14 protein-coding genes are annotated in these 17,147 nt (G+C 37.8%); 7 read left to right on the forward strand and 7 right to left on the reverse strand.

Going from position 1 to position 17,147, the window contains the following annotated elements:
* Window positions 1–99: 99 nt before the first annotated feature.
* The 7 genes from ihfB to seqA all read right to left on the reverse strand — a co-directional run bounded on the left by ihfB (window position 100) and on the right by seqA (window position 8,252).
* Complete coding sequence (ihfB, locus tag DD649_RS00005) at window positions 100–387, reverse strand: integration host factor subunit beta (protein ID WP_294100205.1); 288 nt, start codon at window positions 385–387, stop codon at window positions 100–102.
* Between the two features lie 52 nt (window positions 388–439).
* On the reverse strand, window positions 440–2,113 hold the full coding sequence (gene rpsA / locus DD649_RS00010) for a 30S ribosomal protein S1 (RefSeq protein WP_294101314.1): 1,674 nt from the start codon (window positions 2,111–2,113) through the stop codon (window positions 440–442).
* Between the two features lie 174 nt (window positions 2,114–2,287).
* Window positions 2,288–2,971 carry a (d)CMP kinase gene (gene cmk / locus DD649_RS00015; RefSeq protein WP_336428478.1) on the reverse strand — a complete coding sequence of 228 codons (684 nt, stop codon included), beginning with the start codon at window positions 2,969–2,971 and terminating at the stop codon, window positions 2,288–2,290.
* A gap of 279 nt (window positions 2,972–3,250) precedes the next feature.
* Window positions 3,251–4,531: a 3-phosphoshikimate 1-carboxyvinyltransferase gene (aroA, locus tag DD649_RS00020; RefSeq protein WP_294100207.1), complete on the reverse strand. Its 1,281-nt coding sequence runs from the start codon at window positions 4,529–4,531 to the stop codon at window positions 3,251–3,253.
* A 117-nt stretch (window positions 4,532–4,648) separates the two neighbouring features.
* Window positions 4,649–5,737: a 3-phosphoserine/phosphohydroxythreonine transaminase gene (gene serC / locus DD649_RS00025; protein ID WP_294100209.1), complete on the reverse strand. Its 1,089-nt coding sequence runs from the start codon at window positions 5,735–5,737 to the stop codon at window positions 4,649–4,651.
* Between the two features lie 278 nt (window positions 5,738–6,015).
* Complete coding sequence (gene pgm, locus DD649_RS00030; RefSeq protein WP_336428481.1) at window positions 6,016–7,650, reverse strand: phosphoglucomutase (alpha-D-glucose-1,6-bisphosphate-dependent); 1,635 nt, start codon at window positions 7,648–7,650, stop codon at window positions 6,016–6,018.
* 56 nt (window positions 7,651–7,706) lie between these two features.
* Complete coding sequence (seqA, locus tag DD649_RS00035; RefSeq protein ID WP_294100211.1) at window positions 7,707–8,252, reverse strand: replication initiation negative regulator SeqA; 546 nt, start codon at window positions 8,250–8,252, stop codon at window positions 7,707–7,709.
* A gap of 314 nt (window positions 8,253–8,566) precedes the next feature.
* Here seqA and ybfF point away from each other — a divergent pair, with 314 nt between their 5' ends.
* From ybfF to fur, 7 genes are all read left to right on the forward strand, one after another.
* Complete coding sequence (gene ybfF / locus DD649_RS00040; protein ID WP_294100212.1) at window positions 8,567–9,343, forward strand: esterase; 777 nt, start codon at window positions 8,567–8,569, stop codon at window positions 9,341–9,343.
* Between the two features lie 304 nt (window positions 9,344–9,647).
* Window positions 9,648–11,738 carry a type I secretion system permease/ATPase gene (locus tag DD649_RS00045; protein ID WP_294100214.1) on the forward strand — a complete coding sequence of 697 codons (2,091 nt, stop codon included), beginning with the start codon at window positions 9,648–9,650 and terminating at the stop codon, window positions 11,736–11,738.
* A gap of 14 nt (window positions 11,739–11,752) precedes the next feature.
* The gene (locus DD649_RS00050) at window positions 11,753–13,081 is read left to right on the forward strand and encodes an HlyD family type I secretion periplasmic adaptor subunit (RefSeq protein WP_294100216.1); all 1,329 of its coding nucleotides are present in this window, start codon (window positions 11,753–11,755) and stop codon (window positions 13,079–13,081) included.
* A 3-nt stretch (window positions 13,082–13,084) separates the two neighbouring features.
* A complete protein-coding gene (locus DD649_RS00055; RefSeq protein WP_294100217.1) occupies window positions 13,085–15,184 on the forward strand; it encodes a type I secretion system permease/ATPase in 2,100 nt (699 codons plus the stop codon).
* A gap of 171 nt (window positions 15,185–15,355) precedes the next feature.
* Complete coding sequence (gene ybfE / locus DD649_RS00060) at window positions 15,356–15,649, forward strand: LexA regulated protein (protein WP_294101318.1); 294 nt, start codon at window positions 15,356–15,358, stop codon at window positions 15,647–15,649.
* A 150-nt stretch (window positions 15,650–15,799) separates the two neighbouring features.
* The gene (fldA, locus tag DD649_RS00065) at window positions 15,800–16,327 is read left to right on the forward strand and encodes a flavodoxin FldA (RefSeq protein ID WP_294101320.1); all 528 of its coding nucleotides are present in this window, start codon (window positions 15,800–15,802) and stop codon (window positions 16,325–16,327) included.
* A gap of 182 nt (window positions 16,328–16,509) precedes the next feature.
* On the forward strand, window positions 16,510–16,962 hold the full coding sequence (fur, locus tag DD649_RS00070; protein ID WP_294100219.1) for a ferric iron uptake transcriptional regulator: 453 nt from the start codon (window positions 16,510–16,512) through the stop codon (window positions 16,960–16,962).
* The last annotated feature ends 185 nt before the right edge of the window (window positions 16,963–17,147 follow it).

The raw sequence follows: 17,147 nt of genomic DNA on the forward strand, positions 1-17,147 counted from the left end.
CGGAGTTTGCGGAGTTTGCGGAGTTTGTCTAGTAATAAAAAACAGCGCCGTGTTAAACACAAGCGCTGTTTTGCTGTAATAATTAAGATTTATAGTCTGTTATTGACCATAAATATTTACACGGTCACGCAACTCTTTACCTGGCTTAAAGTGTGGAACATATTTGCCTTCCAACTCCACTTTATCTCCAGTTTTTGGATTACGACCAACACGTGGAGCACGGTAGTGAAGAGAAAAACTGCCGAATCCACGGACTTCAATACGCTCGCCATCAGCTAACGTATCCGCCATATGCTCAAGTATTTCTTTTACAGCTTCTTCGACGGTTTTCGCTGAAAGATGAGATTGCTGGCTAGCCAGTTTTTCAATTAACTCAGACTTGGTCATAGTACCTCCCTAAACTACCGTTACAAAGGGGTAATGAATTACCCCCACTTAATTATTCGCCTTTAGCTGCTTTGAAAGCTTCAGCCATAGCACTGTTGCTGAAAGTCGTTTCTTCTTGCTTGTTCACGGTAGCGATAGCATCTTTTTCATCAGCTTCGTCTTTCGCACGAACAGACAGGTTGATTACACGATTTTTACGATCAACGCCTGTGTATTTAGCTTCAACATCATCACCAACATTCAGAACCAATGTTGCATCTTCAACACGGTCACGTGAAGCTTCTGATGCACGCAGGTAACCTTCAACGCCAAGAGTCAGCTCTACAGTTGCACCTTTAGCATCAACTGCGATCACTTTACCATTAACGATTGCGCCTTTCTTGATTGATGCTAAGTAGTTATTGAATGGATCTTCAGCTAACTGTTTAACACCTAGAGAAATACGCTCACGCTCAGCGTCGACTTGCAGAACAACAGCTGCGATTTCGTCACCTTTTTTGTATTCACGAACTGCTTCTTCGCCTGTAACGTTCCAGGAGATGTCAGACAGGTGAACAAGGCCATCGATGCCGCCGTCCAGTCCGATGAAGATACCGAAGTCAGTGATAGACTTGATTTTACCTTCAACACGGTCGCCTTTGTTATGAGTTTCTGCAAATTGCTGCCATGGGTTAGATTTGCACTGTTTCAGGCCTAGAGAGATACGACGACGTTCTTCATCGATATCCAGAACCATAACTTCAACAACATCACCAACGTTAACAACTTTAGATGGGTGAATGTTTTTGTTAGTCCAATCCATTTCTGAAACGTGAACCAGACCTTCAACGCCTTCTTCAATTTCAACGAAGCAGCCGTAGTCAGTTAGGTTAGTAACGCGACCAGTCAGTTTAGTACCTTCTGGATAACGTTTAGCGATTGCGACCCAAGGATCTTCGCCCAGTTGTTTCAGACCCAGAGAAACACGAGTGCGCTCACGGTCAAATTTCAGAACTTTAACATTGATTTCATCACCAACGTTGACGATTTCGCTTGGGTGTTTAACACGTTTCCAAGCCATGTCAGTGATATGCAGCAAGCCATCAACACCGCCAAGATCAACGAATGCACCGTAGTCAGTAAGGTTCTTAACGATACCTTTAACTTCCATGCCTTCTTGCAGATTTTCTAGCAGTTGATCGCGCTCAGCGCTGCTTTCCGATTCAATTACAGCACGACGAGAAACAACAACGTTGTTGCGTTTCTGATCTAACTTGATTACTTTGAATTCAAGCTCTTTGCCTTCAAGGTGAGTAGTATCACGAACAGGACGTACATCTACCAGTGAACCTGGTAAGAACGCACGAATACCGTTCAGTTCTACAGTGAAGCCACCTTTTACTTTACCGTTGATAACACCAATTACAGTTTCAGCTTCTTCGTAAGCTTTTTCCAACGTCAACCATGCTTCATGACGTTTAGCTTTCTCACGAGAAAGAATAGTTTCACCGAAACCATCTTCTACTGCATCCAGCGCTACATCGACTTCGTCGCCAACCTGGATTTCAAGCTCACCCTGAGCATTTTTGAATTGTTCTACTGGGATAGCAGATTCTGATTTAAGGCCTGCGTCTACCAGGACTACATCTTTATCAATAGCAACAACAGTACCACGGACAATAGAACCAGGACGTGTTTCAATATTCTGCAGGGATTCTTCAAATAGTTGGGCAAAAGATTCAGTCATATTAATGATCTTCAAGGGTTTCTTATTAACGTCCATCTAGCGTCCCGCCAAATGGGGTTGTTTCACATACCCCACAACATTCCTTGTCGTAAGGTGGATACCATACAAATAATATAATCAGCATGGTAGTAAGTGCGTATATTATCTAATTATAAGCTAAAATAAAGCCTATTATCACGATAATTGTAGAATATTTTTAGCATAGGTGCGTGCTTTTTCAATAACTTCCTCAATTGACATACTTGTGGAATCCAGCACTAATGCATCTTTCGCGGCGATAAGAGGCGCTACCGAGCGATTACGATCACGATAATCACGCTCTTCAATTTCGGTTAGAAGTCGTTCAAAGTTAACATCAAACCCCTTTTCCTGCAACTGCTTCATACGCCGATGAGCTCGTTCTTGTGCTGATGCGTCAAGAAAAATCTTAACGGGGGCATCAGGAAACACTACCGTTCCCATATCTCGACCATCGGCTATTAGCCCAGGCATTGTTCTAAATGCACGTTGGCGACGGAGCAATGCTTCTCTTACTCGAGGAAAAGTGGCGGTTTGCGAAGCGGTATTTCCGACAGTTTCTTGTCTAATTTGATTAGAAACATCTTCCCCTTCAAGAATCACTTTTAGCGTATTTTCTTCAGGTACAAAACGCACATCTAAATTTGCAGCCAAAGGTACTAATGCATCTTCTGATTGAATATCAACATGATGATGTAGAGCCGCTAGCGCTAATACGCGATAAATTGCACCAGAGTCTAAAAGTTGCCATCCAAATTCATTTGCTAACGCTTGGCAAAGAGTGCCTTTACCAGCTCCGCTTGGTCCATCAACGGTAATTACAGGGGCAATTGCCGCCATAAAAATCTCCTTTGTGCAAATAGTCTTCGCTACCCGCAATAAAAATCTGTGTAGGTATTATACCTACTCATCAATTTTGTGAAATAAGCAGGTGACAATCAATGAGGTAAAAATGCGTAAACCATGATGAATTAAGTAGCACTAAAATGAAGGAAAAGTGTAGATAAAATAGACGTAAAATTTAGTAGGCTGATATTAAACAAAATAATATCAGCCCTACAGAGCCGTTCAATGACTCTTTAAAAACGAAAATATCTAACTTCTAATACTGGCTTAAGCTTAATAACGGCTCAAACTAGATAATTGCTCAAAATAGTCAGGAAACGTCTTCGCTGTACAACCTGGATCTAAGATAGTGACCGGAGTGTCAGATAAAGCAACTAACGAAAAGCACATTGCGATTCGGTGATCGTTATAAGTTTCAATCTGTGCATGATTTAATTTTTTTGGTGGAACAATACGAATGTAATCATGACCTTCATCAACTTCAGCACCAACTTTACGCAGTTCAGTTGCCATTGCATATAAACGGTCTGTTTCTTTAACGCGCCAGTTATAGATATTGCGAATAACTGTTTCCCCTTCTGCAAAAAGTGCCACAGTTCCTATTGTCATCGCTGCATCAGGAATCGCATTCATATCCATGTCGATGCCGTTAAGTGTACCGCGTTCACACTCAACATAATCATCACCCCAACGGATGATCGCTCCCATTTTTTCTAACACATTGGCGAACTTAGTATCACCTTGCAAACTATTACGACCAATACCCGTTACTCGCACCACACCACCTTTTATTGCCGCCGCCGCTAAGAAATAAGATGCTGAAGATGCATCACCTTCAACGAGGTATTCACCAGGTGATTGGTATTGTTGTTGCCCCTTAATTACAAACTGTTGATATTGTTTGTTTTCTACTTGTACACCAAAACTTTGCATTAAAGCTAAAGTAATATCAATGTAAGGCTTAGAAACTAAGTCTCCAATAATTGAAATTATCGTGTCTTGTGGTGCCAATGGGGCCGCCATCAATAAAGCGGTTAAAAACTGACTAGAAACTGAACCATCAACCGAAATAGCGCCACCAACAAATCCCCCTTTCAAACGAATAGGTGGATAGTTTTCTTGCTCTAAATAATCAATTACTGCACCGCCTTCTCTTAATGCATCAACTAAGTGCCCAATTGGACGCTCTTTCATGCGCGGCTCACCAGTTAATACAATATTATTGTCACTTAAAGAAAGAGCGGCTGTGAGCGGACGCATTGCTGTACCCGCATTGCCAAGGAATATTTCTAATTCACCATGATTGGATAAACAGCCGTCTATACCTTCTACACTACAACGCGTTTTATCATCTGATAATTGGTATTTAATACCCAACTGACTTAATGCATTCAGCATATGGCGAATATCATCACTATCTAATAAGTTAGTAAGTACAGTCGTACCTTTTGCCATTGCCGCTAATAAAAGTGCACGATTTGATACACTTTTAGACCCTGGCAAATTAATAATGCCGTTAACTGAAGATATAGGTTGTAATGTCAGGGATTGCATAAAAAGCAGTTTCTCCAATGTTATTTAATACTATTTTTATCACTATAAGAAAAATAAAACATAGCGGGTCAGGCATCCTATCCTGACCAAAACCATATTTAAATTAAATAGTTAATATTAGGCGTGGCGGCGTTCAAAATCAGCCATAAAATCAACAAGAGCCTGAACTCCCGCTAATGGCATTGCGTTATAAATAGAAGCGCGCATACCGCCAGCAACTTTATGCCCTTTTAGAGACAGTAAGCCAAGCTCTTTCGCTTCATCAATAAATTTCGCATCCAGACTAGGATCTTGCATTTGGAATGGCACATTCATCCAAGAACGATTTTCAACCGCAACACGATTAATATAGAACTCGCTGTTATCGATAGCGCTATAAAGCAATTGTGATTTTTCGTAATTGCGATTAGCCATTTCTTGCAAACCGCCTTGTTCTTTTAACCATTTGAAAACCATGCCAGATAAATACCAAGCAAAAGTCGGAGGGGTATTAAACATTGACTCATATTCTGCCAATACAGAATAATCAAACACCGACGGAGTCTGAACAGCAGCGTGTCCAAGTAAATCTTCACGAATAATAACGATGGTTAATCCCGCCGGACCAATATTTTTCTGTGCGCCTGCATAAATTACACCATAACGACTAACATCAATTGGCTTAGATAGGATTGACGATGAATAGTCAGCAATCACTATTTTATCTTTAGGAAAATCAGGGTCTTCATGAAGCGACAAACCACCAATCGTTTCATTTGGACAATAATGAATGTAAGCCGCATCTTGACTTAATGGCCATTCGCTCATTGGTTTTAGACCAACAACACCGTCTTTTTCTTGTTCTATATGAATAATATTAGGTTTACAGTATTTTTGAGCTTCTTTTGCCGCAGACTCAGACCAATAGCCGCTAACGATATAGTCTGCTGTAGTTTTATCACCAAGTAAATTCATTGGAATGGTGGCGAAATGAGCTCGTGCACCACCGTGACAGAATAGAATTTTATAGTTGCTTGGAACGTTGAGTAAATCACGTAAATTTTGTTCTGCTTCTTTTGCAACTTCAATGAAATCTTTTCCGCGATGACTCACTTCCATTACTGAAACGCCTAAACCTTTCCAATTACAAAATTCTTGTTCAGCGCGACGCATGACTTCAACAGGTAGCATTGCTGGACCTGCACTGAAATTATAAACCTGACTCATTGACCTCACCCTATCTTCAATAATGTTAGTTAAACTCACTCAGATACTTAAAGTTGTATCATCCCACGCCTTTAGCTGCAACGGTTATTGTGAGCTAGCTTTAAAAATCTCGGAGGTTATTTTTTAGCAAAAAAGTAAACAATTTTGTTAATGCCGTCACATTATCAACAGCCACAATATTATGAAGTAATTAACAATAAACAAGGGATAAAATCCCGATTATAGTGATTTATCTATAATCGGGATAAAAGAGGTAGGATGATACTTTAAACCAACAATCAGCGAATAACTTTACTCACAATTTCGATAGCTTCTTTTTCAATGAGACGAAGATGCTCTTCACCTCTGAAGCTTTCACAGTAAATTTTATAGGCCTCTTCAGTTCCAGAAGGTCTTGCCGCAAACCATCCGTAATCGGTCATAATTTTAAGACCGCCGATTGCAGCACCATTACCAGGAGCAGCAGTTAAACGTTGAGTAATTTTATCCCCCGCTAAAGTATCTGCTGCGACCATTTCAGGCGATAATTTACTTAATTTGGCTTTTTCTTCGTGAGAAGCTTTCGCTTGAATGCGATTATAAATAGGTGCACCAAACTTTTTAGCTAGCTTATTATAACGTTGCTGTGGATTTTCGCCGGTTACTGCGGTAATTTCAGCGGCCAGCAAACACATGATTATGCCGTCTTTATCCGTTGACCAAGGCGTGCCATCAAACTTAAGAAATGAAGCACCTGCGCTTTCTTCACCGCCAAACCCGAGTTTTCCACTAAACAAGCCATCAACAAACCACTTAAATCCAACAGGAACTTCAATTAACTCGCGACCGATATCATTGACGACACGGTCAATCATTGCGCTGGAAACTAATGTTTTACCCACCGCAACATCTTTCCCCCACTGAGGGCGATGTTGGAAAAGGTAATCAATTGCAACAGCAAGATAATGATTAGGATTCATTAAACCATCGGGCGTCACGATTCCATGGCGATCATAATCTGGGTCATTGGCGAATGCTAAATCGAACTTTTCTTTCATACCAAGCAGACCAGCCATTGCCCACTTAGATGAACAATCCATCCGAATCACACCATCATGATCAAGAGGCATAAAACGAAAAGTTTGGTCTAATTGATCGTTTACAATCTCAATATCTAATTGATAATAATCTGCAATTTTCTTCCAATACTCAATACCAGAACCACCAAGGGGATCAACGCCAATCTTTAATCCTGATTTCTGAATAGCCTTCATATCGACCACTTCACCAAGTGATGATACATAAGGCATAATTAAATCTTGCTCAACAATATAACCACTAGTCATCGCATCTGTGAAATTCAGACGTTTTACACCCACAAGGTTGCTAGCGAGTAACTGATTTGCGTGTTTTTCAATGACAGAAGTTAAATCTGTATCGGCAGGTCCACCATTAGCGGGGTTATATTTAATCCCACCATCTTCAGGGGGATTATGCGATGGCGTAATAACGATTCCATCGGCAACATCTTGATTTAATTTGTTATAACTTAATATCGCATGGGAGATAGCGGGAGTTGGCGTAAATCCATTCGCCTCTTGAATAACAACTTTAACTTGATTTGCCGCTAAAACTTCAATCACAGTAATGAACGCTGCTTCAGACAATGCATGAGTATCTTTACCGACAAAGCAAGGTCCTGTAATACCTTGTTGTTTACGTAAATCAGCGATTCCTTGTGCAATAGCTAAGATGTGATTTTCATTAAAGTTTTTGCGTACAGAACTACCACGATGCCCTGATGTACCAAATTTTACCGCTTGAGAAAGGTTATCTGACTGTGGTTGTTGCGTATAATATTGAGCGGTCAATTGCGCAACATTTATCAAGTCATTTTGAAACGGAAGCTGCCCTGCACGTTCATGTATTGTCACTTGTACTCTCCCAAAGCACTGATGCTTCGTTATCAACACCAGTGATATCTCAATTTTTAGATGGTATTACTGACCTTTTCAATCACATTTGCAGGGAATTGCATTTCCTGCATGATGGCATCAACCATACTCCGTTTGCGATTGGTATTTGTGTTAGTAATCACCCAGTAAGGCGTACCTGGAATATGACGAGGTTTCGATTGCTTACCTGCCGCGAGCAAAGTTTGCTCATCACCTGCAAAATAAATACGTGTACGGCCATGCATAGATTCTGTCGCACTTGCAAAACAGTTGTTATCTAAGCCATATAACGTGGACAAAATTAACATAAAGCGGTCGATTGCTTTGCTTTTTTCTGCATAAGCATCCGACAATAAAAGTTCTCGAATAACCCTAACAGGATTTTGTGCAACCACTGGCGTACTAATGACCTGAGCGGCTTGCTGTTCTAGCGGCTCATGGTTTAATTTTTTTGCTTGTACTGGCTGCCCGGGTTTGAAATTTAACATACGGCGCAAAATATCCGATGCACTTTCACCGATATGCTGTGTATGACTCGCAATATAGCGGTAAAGTTCTTCATCAACGTCTATTGTTTTCATTTTTTCCCAGTACTTTTTTAACTAAAATTTGCGTAACGATTATAAGACAGATTTAAAAAAAACAAAACAATTAAAATTTCAACAACTTAAAGCAAACATTGTTTCAATCTTCAATGATAATTCAGTAAGTTATCATACCCAAACTCAGTTTAGTTTACCTTTGTTTGCTTTTGCTCAAAACAATAAAATAGTAACATCCATTTTAGTCACCATAAAATTGACAAGGCAAGTAAACTAAATTTTGCAATTTGGTTTTGCTTTATTGATATGCCATGATAGCGCACCTGCACTACTAATAAGTTGATAATTCAAATATGACTGAGCAACTAAATTACACCATTCACCGACCTGAAAATCCTATTTCGAATACACCAGTCATACTCATTCATGGGCTATTCGGCGATCTTAATAATTTAGGTATTTTAGGTCGAGATTTACAACATTACGTTGATACTATTCAAATTGATGTTCGTAATCATGGTGATTCCTTCCGCGCACCACAAATGGAATACCAAGAGATGGCGCAAGACGTCATTACACTCATTAAATCATTAGGTTATCAATCAGCCATCCTAATTGGTCATTCTATGGGTGGTAAAATTGCCATGGCGGCTACTGAAATTGCGCCTGATTTTATTGAAAAAATTGTTGTTATCGATATTGCTCCAGTGGCTTACCAAGTTCGCCGTCATGATGAAATATTCGCTGCACTCGAAGCTGTCATCCAAGGAAAAGCGAAAACGCGCCAAGAAGCGACGGTTATCATGCGCCACGATATAAAAGAAGATGGTGTTATCCAATTTTTACTAAAATCATTTCGCCAAGGTGAGTGGAAATTTAATCTACCTTCGTTGAAGGATAATTATGAAAAAATTATTGGTTGGAAAACTGTTCCTGCGTGGGATAAACCAGTTTTACTAATCCCAGGTGGACGTTCACCTTATGTACAAGCTGAATATAAAGAACAAATTGTCACTCAATTTCCAAAAGCAAAAGCTTGGATTGTGGCTGATGCAGGACATTGGGTTCATGCAGAAAAACCAGAACATGTATTAAGAGCCATTCACCGATTCTTAAATTTATCCGAATAAATTTATCTAATTTCGTAATATTAGATATTGAAGAGCCTAGATGACTTCTTCAATATCTAAATAAGTCTCGTCAATGTCATTAGTCCCTATCAAAAAGTAATATAATAAGACTAACTTCAATACACATCGAATTATTATTTCTGTATTATCTCATTTATAAAAAAACCAATTAAATATTATCATTTAATATAAATACTTCGATGCTATTCACTAGAATATTTTAATTAAAAATCATGTTTTACTTAATTTAATCACTGAGCGATATATTTTAAAATGAAATACAAAAGGATTATTAATACAAAAAATGAAAAGTGATCACTCACAATCAACATTACATTTCATTAGCATTATAATAAAATTATCAAGCGAAATTGATCCTGATAATTTTAAAGAAACAATAGCTGAATCTAAAAACCACCATGAGGCCATTAATTTAATTAGAAAAAAATATAATGTTATTTGTAAATACAAGAATCAAAAAAAGAAAGATATAAAAAAAATTGATACCCCATCAATTATTTATGACACGAATGGTAATGCTCTATTACTTGCCAACTACAATCAAGACCAAGTTCTTATCCAAAAATTTGGAAATAATCCTCCTGAGATATGGAGTCTTAATGAGTTTAATCAGCAATGGAGCGGACGCTGGTTACAAGTGAATGTGAAACAAAGTAAATTCGATATCGTTTGGTTTCAAACTGAATTTATGAAATACAAAAAAATCATTGCAGGCGTATTAGTCTTTTCTTTTATTTTACAAATACTCGCGCTAGTTTCGCCCATTGTAATGCAAGTTATTATGGATAAAGTTTTGATTCACAATAGCTTAACAACCCTTGATGTTTTAATTTTCGGGTTGATTATAGCGGCTTGCATTGAAGTCATATTAAAAGGGCTAAGAGAATATATTTATCACCATACTGTTAATCGAATTGATATTACTTTAGGATTAAAACTAGTTAATCATTTACTACACTTACCTATTCCCTTTTTTAAAAACAGACAAATAGGCGCAATTGTTACTCGAGTAAAAGAATTAGAAACTATTCGAGAGTTTTTGACGAGTAGCTTTTTTACATTATGCGTTGATGTATTATTTTTATTTGTTTTCATTTACGTTATGAATTTACTGTCAACAACTCTTACGCTACTCTTTTTATGCTCAATTCCATGTTATCTATTAGTCGCTTGGTGGCTAACGCCTAAGATTGAAGCCGCAGCTCAACAACAATTTGCCAATATTGCAATTAACACCTCTTTTCTTACCGAAAGTATTAATGGTATCGAAACAGCAAAAAGTTTGTCTATTGAACCCAATTTTACTCGACGTTGGGATAACCAAACTTCTGATATGAGCCAAACTAACTTTGTTTCAGGTCAAATAAGCTCACGCTCTGAACATATTGTTATGGTAATAGAAAAAGTGACCAGCGCTATTATTCTATGGGTTGGTGCATCTGAAGTTCTCGCCTTAAAAATGACGATAGGCCAATTTATTGCTTTTTATATGATGGTCAATCATGCAAATCAACCTTTAGTGAAATTAGTCAAGTTATGGGGAGATTATATTCGCACTAAAGTTGCAATAGAAAAGCTTGCGCAAATTATTAATTTGCCTATAGAGCAAAACAATTCAACCAATAAAGATATTCTAAACGGAAACATTTATCTTAAGAATATTTCATTCCGCTACCAACCAAATACACCTTATATACTGAAAAATTTTAATTTAGCAATAAAAGAAGGCGAAACGTTAGGTATTGTCGGGACGTCCGGTTCGGGTAAAAGTACATTGGCTCGATTAATGTTACGGCTCTATACCCCTGAGTCCGGCGGTATTTATATTGATGGCTCACCCTTATCATCAATTAATCTTAAATCATTGAGAAAACAAGTCGGCATTGTCCTGCAAGAAAACTTTTTATTTAACCAAACTGTGTTCAAAAATATTGCCCAAACATTACCAAATGCCTCAATGGATGAAGTTGTTAATTCAGCCAAAATGGCAGGTGCTCATGATTTTATTTTAAAATTACCCATGGGCTATGACACGATATTATCCGAAGGTGGTTCTTCTTTATCCGGTGGGCAACGCCAAAGAATAGCCATTGCACGAACCTTATTAGCTAACCCTAAAGTCATTATATTTGATGAGGCCACCAGTGCTCTAGATGATGAGTCCCAAGCTATTATTCAGGAAAATATGCAAGTTATTGCTAAAGGTCGAACCATCATCACTATTGCTCATCGTTTATCGACCATTCGTAACCATCAGCGCATTATTGTTATGCAAAATGGTGAGATTATTGAACAAGGTAATCATCAACAATTAATTGAAAAAAATATGTTTTATAAGCACTTATGGACGCTACAACAATCTCTTAAGTCATAACATGGATGTAATTTATGAAAGATAAATCAGTAGAAAATCGTTATAACAGTTTTTTGCCCTCCCATTTGGCAATATTAAAAACACCACCGTCCTATTTATCAACCAGTATTGCGATTACAATAAGTATTGGAATACTCATTGCCATTATTTGGTCTTTCATTGGCAAATTAGATATTCAGGCAACAACTCAAGGTAAATTAATTGTTTCTGGCCGCACTCAGTTAATTCAAGCCTTCGAATTAAGTCGATTACAAAATATTCACGTCTCAGATGGTCAATTAGTTAAACAAGGTGATGCACTACTAACAGTTAAAGTATTAGGTGTCGATCAAGATATTCTCAGTTTAAATTATCAACGAAATTTCCAGACTAGCGAAAAAATAATTCATCATGCATTGCTCAATGAACAATCGGTTGACGCATCCCCACTATTTTCTCAACTCTTACCTAGCGAACAAGATAGAGCCATACTCAGTTATCAAAGCCTGAAAAATGAATTCGACTCATTAATCAATGAAATAGATAATGAAATTAAATTAAATAGAGTTAATTATCGTACCAAGCAAGTTGAGTTAAAAGATATCGATGCGCTAATCACTAATATCAAAAAGAGACTCACTGCCCATCATGAATTGAATCAAAAACAAATTATTAGTCAGAAAGAGTTTCTAGAACAAGAGCGTGAACTTTTGATCACTAAAAAAGAAAAAACCACCAAAAAATCTGAGTTATCTATCTTGGATAGTCAGCACCATTCACTGAAAGATAAATTAGTTAGGATTAAAACGCAAAAATATCAAGAATGGGATGAAAAACACAAACAAGCTGAATTTAAGCATGTTTCTCTAGAGCAAGAACTATTCAAAAATCAAGAACGTAACCGACTTGAAATTATTCGCGCTCCTGTTGATGGTACTGTGCAGCAGCTTGCTACTCATACGCTTGGCGCCGTATTGCAACCTGCACAACAATTAATGGTCATCGTCCCGAATAATGATGTTCAATTGGCAGAAGTTAAAATTTTAAATAAAGATATTGGCTTTATCCAAGAAGGCCAAAAAGCCATGATCAAAGTTGATGCTTTCCCTTATACCCGCTATGGCACGATAGAGGGAGAAGTTTTATCTATTTCAAGGGATAGCACCCATGATGAAACTTTAGGTTTAGTTTTTTTAGGACAAATTGGTCTAAATAAAAAAGATTTACTCGTAGACGGAAATAACCTTGAACTAACGCCAGGTTTATCAATTGTCGCTGAAATTAAAACCGAAAAACGACGGATTATTGATTATTTGCTCAGCCCGATTAATGAATATACTTCAAACGCAATGAGAGAAAAGTAATCAATGGAACAAATTAATAATAATGGGCTGGAAGCCCTTGTTTGGATTGCTAATCACTTTCAAAAGAATGTCACGGTTGATCAGCTAACCCATGCTATTGGTATGCAATCTAATTCACCAACAGATTGGGAACTAAAGCAATGTGCCCATACTCTTGGTTATGAAACTCAATCCGTTTTATTAACACAGCACCAACTAGCAGATATCCCACTCCCCGCACTGATTTGTATTGATAGCACTTGGTTTATTTTAACGCACAATCAAGAACTGAATTTGGTTAATCCAAAAACCTTTGAAAGCGCACAATGGCAAAATACAGATATCACACCAGAAACTCAATTCAATGTTTTATTAATCAAAGAACAATTAGAAATTGAACAAAAAAGAGCATTTGGTTTTAGCTGGTTTATTCCTTCCATTTTTCGCCAACGTTTCAAATTAAAAAATGTTTTTATTCTTGCGGCTATCGTTCAACTGTTTGCTTTAATTAGTCCATTATTATTCCAAAATTTAATCGATAAAGTCCTTGTCGGACGTAGCCTAGCTAATTTACACATTTTAGCATTAGGCATCCTTGCTATTGCCATTGCGGAACCTGTTTATAGTTTTATTCGTAATAAAATATTTAGTCACTCAAGCACTCAAATTAGTGCTGAGCTCTCAGGTAAAATTTATCGGCATTTAATGGCATTACCACTGAATTATTTTAAATTAAGACCAACAGGAAAAATCATTGCCCGAATCAGAGAATTAGCACATATCCGTCAATTTTTGACGGGTTCAACATTGATGCTATTTGTTGATTTTATCTTTGTTATTTTATTTATTGCCGTTTTGTTCTCCTATAGTAGCGTCATGACATGGATGCTTGTCGGTTCAATGGGGATCTTTTTTGTCCTTTGGCTAATTCTTGGGCCTATTATTCGTCAACAAACCGAAAAAGCCTATCAGGCTGATGAAAACGGACTAACCTTTCTCACGGAGACAATTACTGGTATTGAAACCGTTAAAACAACAGCAACAGAAAAATATTTCTATCAGCGTTGGCAAAAACTGCTCAGTAAACAGTTGATGCAAAATTTTAAAGTTTCTATTCGTAGCGTTGTCGCGACGCAATTAATGACATTAGTGAGTAAAATAACCACTGCACTATTATTATGGGTTGGAGTAAAAGAAGTCTTAAACGGCGGAATAACGGCAGGAGAGCTAGTTGCTTTTAATATGTTAAGTGCACATGTCACTCAACCCGTACTAAGATTTGCTCAAATTTGGCAGGATTTTCAACATACAATTATTTCATTACGTCGTGTTGGCGATATTTTAGATAGCCCGATTGAAAATGAGCGCAAAGGAATTGCAAGCTCTGCAACTATTCAAGGCCAAATTGATTTTCAAAATATTCGCTTTCGTTATCAACCCGAAACGCCAGAGGTACTTAATAATCTATCTTTATCCATTAAAGCTGGAGAGTTTATTGGTATTACCGGCCCTTCTGGCTCAGGTAAAAGTACCTTAACCAAATTACTACAGAGACTTTATATTCCGCAACATGGGCAAGTAATTGTTGATGGTATGGATTTGGCTGTAGCCGATACAATTGCATTACGTAGACGAATGAGCGTGGTCTTACAAGAAAGTATGCTATTTGTAGGAACAATTGCAGAAAATATTCGATTAAGCCATCCGCAAGCAAATGACGAACAACTCATTCATGCCGCTAAATTAGCAGGGGCTTATGATTTTATTATGTCGTTGCCCGATAACTTTAATTATCACTTATCAGAACGAGGACTAAATTTGTCAGGTGGCCAGCGTCAACGTATCGCTCTGGCTAGAGCCTTATTAACAGAACCTGATATTTTAATTCTTGATGAGGCAACCTCTGCTCTGGATTATGAATCAGAAGCCGCTATTATGGCAAATATGCCTTCGATCGCTAAAGGTAGAACAGTAATTAGCATTGCACACCGGCTCAATACAATTATGCATGCAGATAAAATTTGTGTCATTCATGATGGTGAAATCACCGAAATGGATACGCATGATAATTTGCTTAAACAAAATGGGTTATATGCAAGTTTGTGGCAACAACAAACTCAATAACAGTACAAAAAAGCATCACTAATATAGCAAGTGATGCTTTTTTATTAAAAGTGCCTTTTTTTTAATCTATCAAGTCCTTTGAGCATGTATGCAACTATGGCACTACAGAATCAGCTAGGGTATCATTGCGCGCTGAATTACTGGCACACCCCTCCTTTAGCAATAATAGATATGGCAAAAGAACAAACTGATCGCACTACACTGGATTTGTTCGCCGAGGAACGTAGGCCTGGGCGACCTAAAACTAGCCCGCTATCGCGGGATGAACAATTAAGAATCAACAAACGTAATCAACTTAAACGCGATAAAGTCAATGGATTACGCAGAGTTGAACTAAAACTAAATGAAGAAGCTGTCGCGGTATTGAATCAGTTAGCTGAAGAAAAAAATATAAGCCGTAGTGAATTAATTGAAGAAATATTGATGTCTCAACTAGAGCAAACCTCTGAGGCAACAAACAAATAATTTCATCTTGATGAATCACACAAATTTGACAGACTTATCAACGTTTTTTCGCCAAAATAAGGCGTAAAATTATACTTACTTTCGTTCTAATTTAGTTCTAGCAGGCGATAAATGTTAAAGCTGCTAGAAAAACAAGAGGTTAATCACTTTATGGCAGTCATCGGCATTTTCTTCGGAAGTGATACAGGTAACACAGAAAATATTGCCAAAATGATCCAAGAAAGATTAGGCAAGGACGTTGCAGAAATCCACGATATTGCTAAATGTAGCAAAGAAGACATCGAGGCTTTTGATATCCTACTTCTTGGTATCCCGACTTGGTATTACGGTGAAGCTCAATGTGATTGGGATGATTTTTTCCCAACGCTCGAAGAAATTAATTTTGAAGGCAAACTTGTCGCACTATTTGGTTGTGGTGACCAAGAAGATTATGCGGAATACTTCTGCGATGCGATGGGAACTATCCGCGATATTATCGAGCCAAGAGGCGCTGTTATCGTAGGTCATTGGCCGACTCAAGGTTATAACTTTGAAGTATCTAAAGGTATGGCTGATGATAACCATTTTATCGGCCTAGCAATTGATGAAGATCGCCAGCCAGAGCTGACTGATGAACGTGTTGATGCATGGGTAAAACAGATCTCTGAAGAAATGTCTCTTGCTGAAATTATTGGCTAATGCTCAATTAAGAGCTTAATCAGTAAGCTCTTAGAATATAATTATAATAATGAGACAATACATGGTTTCTATTTTTGTTTTCCATGCCTATAATTGTAAATCAGTTTAGAAGACAACTGGATTTATGTTAAAAATGTCTCATTATTGTTAAATTCATGATTCAAGATACAGGACAAACCCGCATGACAGACAACAATAAAGCATTGAAAAATGCTGGACTCAAAGTCACTCTTCCTAGATTAAAAATTCTGGAAGTACTTCAGGAGCCTGAGTGCCATCACGTCAGTGCGGAAGATCTCTATAAAAAGCTAATTGATATTGGTGAAGAGATCGGGTTGGCTACGGTATACCGTGTATTAAACCAATTTGATGATGCAGGTATTGTCACCCGTCATAATTTCGAGGGTGGAAAATCTGTATTCGAATTAACTCAACAGCATCACCATGACCACTTAATCTGTTTGGATTGTGGAAAAGTGATTGAGTTTACTGATGAATCAATTGAAACTCGTCAGAGAAATATCGCTGCACGCCACGGAATTAAGCTATCTAACCATAGCTTGTACCTCTATGGCCACTGCACCGATGGTAATGACTGCCGTAGTAATGCTGATGCACATGAAGCAAAAGAATAACTTAGTACACTTATCGTGATGTCGATGACGTTACAGTAATGTTACGATTAAATCTTAAAATACCTGATAGCCTAAAGTTATCAGGTATTTTTTTTATATAGCTCATCTAACTGCCATCATTATTTATCACTACAACGCTTAAATTCATTTATTTAGCGCCATAAAAAACATCTAACGCACCTTTT

It is taken from the genome of Providencia sp. (genome assembly GCF_003533305.1).
GTDB lineage: Bacteria > Pseudomonadota > Gammaproteobacteria > Enterobacterales > Enterobacteriaceae > Providencia.